Source organism: Pseudonocardia sp. KRD291 (assembly GCF_019263595.1).
Lineage (GTDB): Bacteria > Actinomycetota > Actinomycetes > Mycobacteriales > Pseudonocardiaceae > Pseudonocardia.
Window position 1 is genome coordinate 1 of sequence record NZ_JADQDD010000426.1, and the last position, 3705, is coordinate 3705.

Below are 3705 nucleotides of genomic sequence, written 5' to 3' on the forward strand. Positions count from 1 at the left end.
GGCGGCAGCTGACCACCCGGGCCCGGGCCGCCCGCAGCGGCGGCTACCGGTGCACCGAGTGCGGGGCGTCGGCGACGCAGTGGGTCGGACGCTGCCCGGGCTGCCAGGCATGGGGGTCGCTGGAGCAGGTCGAGCCGCCGCGCGCCGGCCCCCGCCAGGTCGTCGCCGGGGCACCGACCACGCCGGCCCAGCGGATCGGCGACGTCACGCTCGACGCCACCCGGGTCCGCCCGACCGGTGTCGAGGAGCTCGACCGCGTCCTCGGCGGCGGGCTGATCCCCGGCGCGGTGGTGCTGCTCGCCGGTGAGCCCGGCGTCGGCAAGTCGACCCTGCTGCTTGAGGTCGCGGCGCGCGCCGCGGACTCCGCGCGGGTCCTCTACGTCTCCGGCGAGGAGTCCGCGGGGCAGGTGCGGCTGCGTGCCGAACGCACCGGCTCGGTGCACGACGACCTCTACCTGGCCGCCGAGTCCGACCTGGAGTCCGTACTCGGGCACGTCGACGCGCTCGACCCGAAGCTGCTCGTGATCGACTCGATCCAGACGATGTCCACCGCGACGGCCGACGGCTCGCCGGGCGGGGTCACCCAGACCCGCGCGGTCACCGTCGCGCTGACCGCGCTGGCCAAGCAGCGCGGGCTCGCCGTGCTGCTGGTCGGGCACGTGACCAAGGACGGCGGGATCGCCGGGCCGCGGGTGCTGGAGCACCTGGTCGACGTGGTGCTCGCGTTCGAGGGCGACAAGCACTCGACGCTGCGGATGGTGCGCGGGGTGAAGAACCGCTACGGCCCGGCCGACGAGGTCGGCTGCTTCGAGCTGCGCGACGAGGGGATCGTCGGGCTGCCGGACCCGTCCGGGCTGTTCCTGGCCCGCTTCGGCACCACCCGCGACAACGTCGTCCCGGGCACCGCGGTGACCGTCGTGATGGACGGGCGGCGACCGCTGCTGGCCGAGGTGCAGGCCCTCGTGGCCGGCTCGAACATCCCCAGCCCGCGGCGCGCGGTGTCCGGCCTGGACTCGGCCCGGGTCGCGATGCTGCTGGCCGTCCTGGAGCGGCGCGGCGGCCTCAAGCTGCACGACTCCGAGGTCTACACCGCGACCGTCGGCGGGATGAAGGTCAGCGAGCCGGCCGCGGACCTGGCCGTCGCGCTCGCCGTCACCTCGGCCAAGCGCGACATCGCGCTGCCGCCGGACATGATCGTGCTCGGCGAGCTGGGCCTGGCCGGCGAGCTGCGCCGGGTCGGCGGGGTCGGGCGGCGCCTGACCGAGGCCGCTCGGCTCGGGTTCACCCAGGCGCTCGTGCCGCCGGACTCGGACGTGCGCAACGCCGGGATGAAGGTCACCGAGGTCACGAACCTCGGGCAGGTGCTCGCCCGGATCCGCTGACCCCGGCCGGGGTCGGCCTACGACGCTTCCCATGTCCGGCCGGAACACGCTCGCTCCGGTTAGGGTTTTCTCGTCGAGTCGACGGGGGACGGACGGGGGACGGATGCGACGGGTGGCCGTGATCGGCGCGGTGTGTGCACTTCTCGCGGTCCCGGCGGTGGCGCCGGCACACGCGCGGGAGGCCCCCACCCCCACGCCAGCGCCCGCGCCCGCGCCGGACAAGAGCTTCGCCGTCTACGTGGGCGGCGACCTCACCGCGAACGGGCACCCGTTCCTGGGTGGTTTCGGGCACGAGCCGTCCAGTCACTGGGTCGACATCGTCGCGCGTCAGCAGCACCCGGCCGGTTCGACGGTGCAGGTCGGCGCGACCGCCGAAGCCGACATCCCGGGTGAGCTGATCCGCATCCCGCAGGCCTCCGAGACCGCCCGCTACATCACCTCGAACTACTCGGAGTTCGTCGGTTTCCCGGCCCCGCTCACCAACGGCGGGCTCAACGAGCACGGTGTGGCGGCGCGCGACGTCTGGTCCGACTCGCGACCGGAGCTCGTCGCCCGGACCCCGACGCCGCAGCGCGGGCCCACCTACAGCGACCTGTCCCGGATCGCGATGGAACGCGCGCACTCGGCACGCGAGGCGGTGCAGATCGTCGGCGGCCTGATCGACCGCTACGGCTACACCACCTACGGCGGCAACTCGCACCTGTTCGCGGACGCGAACGAGGGCTGGGTGCTGGTCGAGATGGCCGGCGGCCAGGGGCTGTGGGCCGCCGAGCGGCTCGGGCCGGACGAGGTCCGGGTCTCCTACCCCGGTTACATCGGCGAGTTCCCGACCACCCCGGACGCCGACCACATGGCATCGCCCGACCTGGTCAGCTATGCGGCCGGACGCGGCTGGTGGCGTCCCGGCACGCCGTTCGACGTCCAGCGGGTCTACGGCACGCCGTTCCCCGGAGCGCCGGTCCCGGTCGGCGGGCGGGCCGACCCCGCCGACCCCTCGCCCTACCGGCACCCGCCCTCGCTGGAGGCCGAGGTCCGCAGGCTCGCCCCCGCCACACTGCAGGACGTGATGCGTCTCGTGCGCGACCCGCGCTGGTCCGACGACCGCTCCGGCTACGGCCAGGTCGCCGAGCTGGCCGACGACCTGCCGGATCCCGGGATGGGCACGCTGTGGCTCGCCGTCACCGCGGCCGTCACCGCGCCCTACATCCCGTTTCACATCGACACCGCCGAGGTACCGGTGGAGTACCGCCAGCACCGCTACCTGACCCACGGCGCGGCGAGCGAGTACCTCGACCCGCAGTACGCCGAGCAGGAGGCCACCGAGTCGGCCACCCAGACGTTCAAGCGCCTGATGTACGCGACGTGCGCGCGCCCGGAGCGCTACCTCGGCGAGGTCACCGCCGCGTTCGAGGGGTTCGAGGCCGGCGAGCTCGAGCAGATGCCCGCGGTCCGGGCGCGGGCCGCCGACCGGTACGCCGCCGGCGACCGGCCCGGCGCGCAACGCGAGCTCACCGACGCGAGCACCCGATGGGCGGGCGACGGACTCGCGCTGGGTCGTCACCTGCTCGACGACGTGCTCGCCCGCAGCCGCGCCGACGGTGGGCTGCGCGAACCCCGGGTACCGGCGCCGCCGGGGGAGACCGCGAGCGCACAGAGCCGGAGCATGACGCTGCGCAGCGAGGAGACCGCCCGCGACCGGCTGGACTGCGACCTCGGCGGCGGCTGGGCGGACGGCGGCACGCTGGCCCGCAAGGGCAGCTACGGCGATCCCGCCGACGTACCCGACCACCGGTCCGGCGCCGACTCCGGTGGGGCGTCGGCGTGGCTGGTCGCCCTGACCGGGGTCGGCGGCGCGGTCGTCGGCGGGGCCGCGGTGTGGGCGGGGCTCCGGTCGCGTCGACGCGGCACGCCCGGTGCCTGACCTGGCCCGGCGCCCGGCGACGTGCGTGCGCCCGGCGACGTGCGCGCCGGACGTGTGCGCCCTCAGCTGAGCAGGAACGGCGCCGGGTCGCTGATCACCGGGCCCAGGCGCGTCAGGACCCGGTAGGCGCCGGCCGGAAGCCGGTCGCGCTCGACCGTGCAGCCCGGTGCCGAGCCCAGTCCGCTCCAGGTCACCGCGAACGCGACCGGCTGGCCGGGCACGAGCGTCCGCAGGTCGTCCGAGGCGGGGTTGACGCAGTCGTTGCTCGACCACAGCCGGGTCGCGCCGTCGCCGCTCCAGACCACGATCTCCTGCTGCGCGCCGTCCAGGTCCCGGACGCAGGCCTGGCCGCTGGTGTTCGTCACGACCAGGCGCAGCACCGGCCGGGCGCCGAGGTCGGGC

Annotated in this window: 2 protein-coding genes and 1 pseudogene; 2 read left to right on the top strand and 1 reads right to left on the bottom strand. The window is 75.3% G+C overall.

What is annotated here, in order from left to right; translation table 11 throughout:
* Positions 1–8: 8 nt before the first annotated feature.
* Positions 9–1382: a DNA repair protein RadA gene (radA, locus tag I4I78_RS31140; protein ID WP_218615091.1), complete on the top strand. Its 1374-nt coding sequence runs from the start codon at positions 9–11 to the stop codon at positions 1380–1382.
* 103 nt (positions 1383–1485) lie between these two features.
* Positions 1486–3303 carry a C69 family dipeptidase gene (locus I4I78_RS31145; RefSeq protein WP_218615090.1) on the top strand — a complete coding sequence of 606 codons (1818 nt, stop codon included), beginning with the start codon at positions 1486–1488 and terminating at the stop codon, positions 3301–3303.
* 62 nt (positions 3304–3365) lie between these two features.
* Here the strand turns inward: I4I78_RS31145 and I4I78_RS31150 are convergent.
* Positions 3366–3705, bottom strand: a pseudogene (locus tag I4I78_RS31150) (hypothetical protein); the annotation flags it as partial.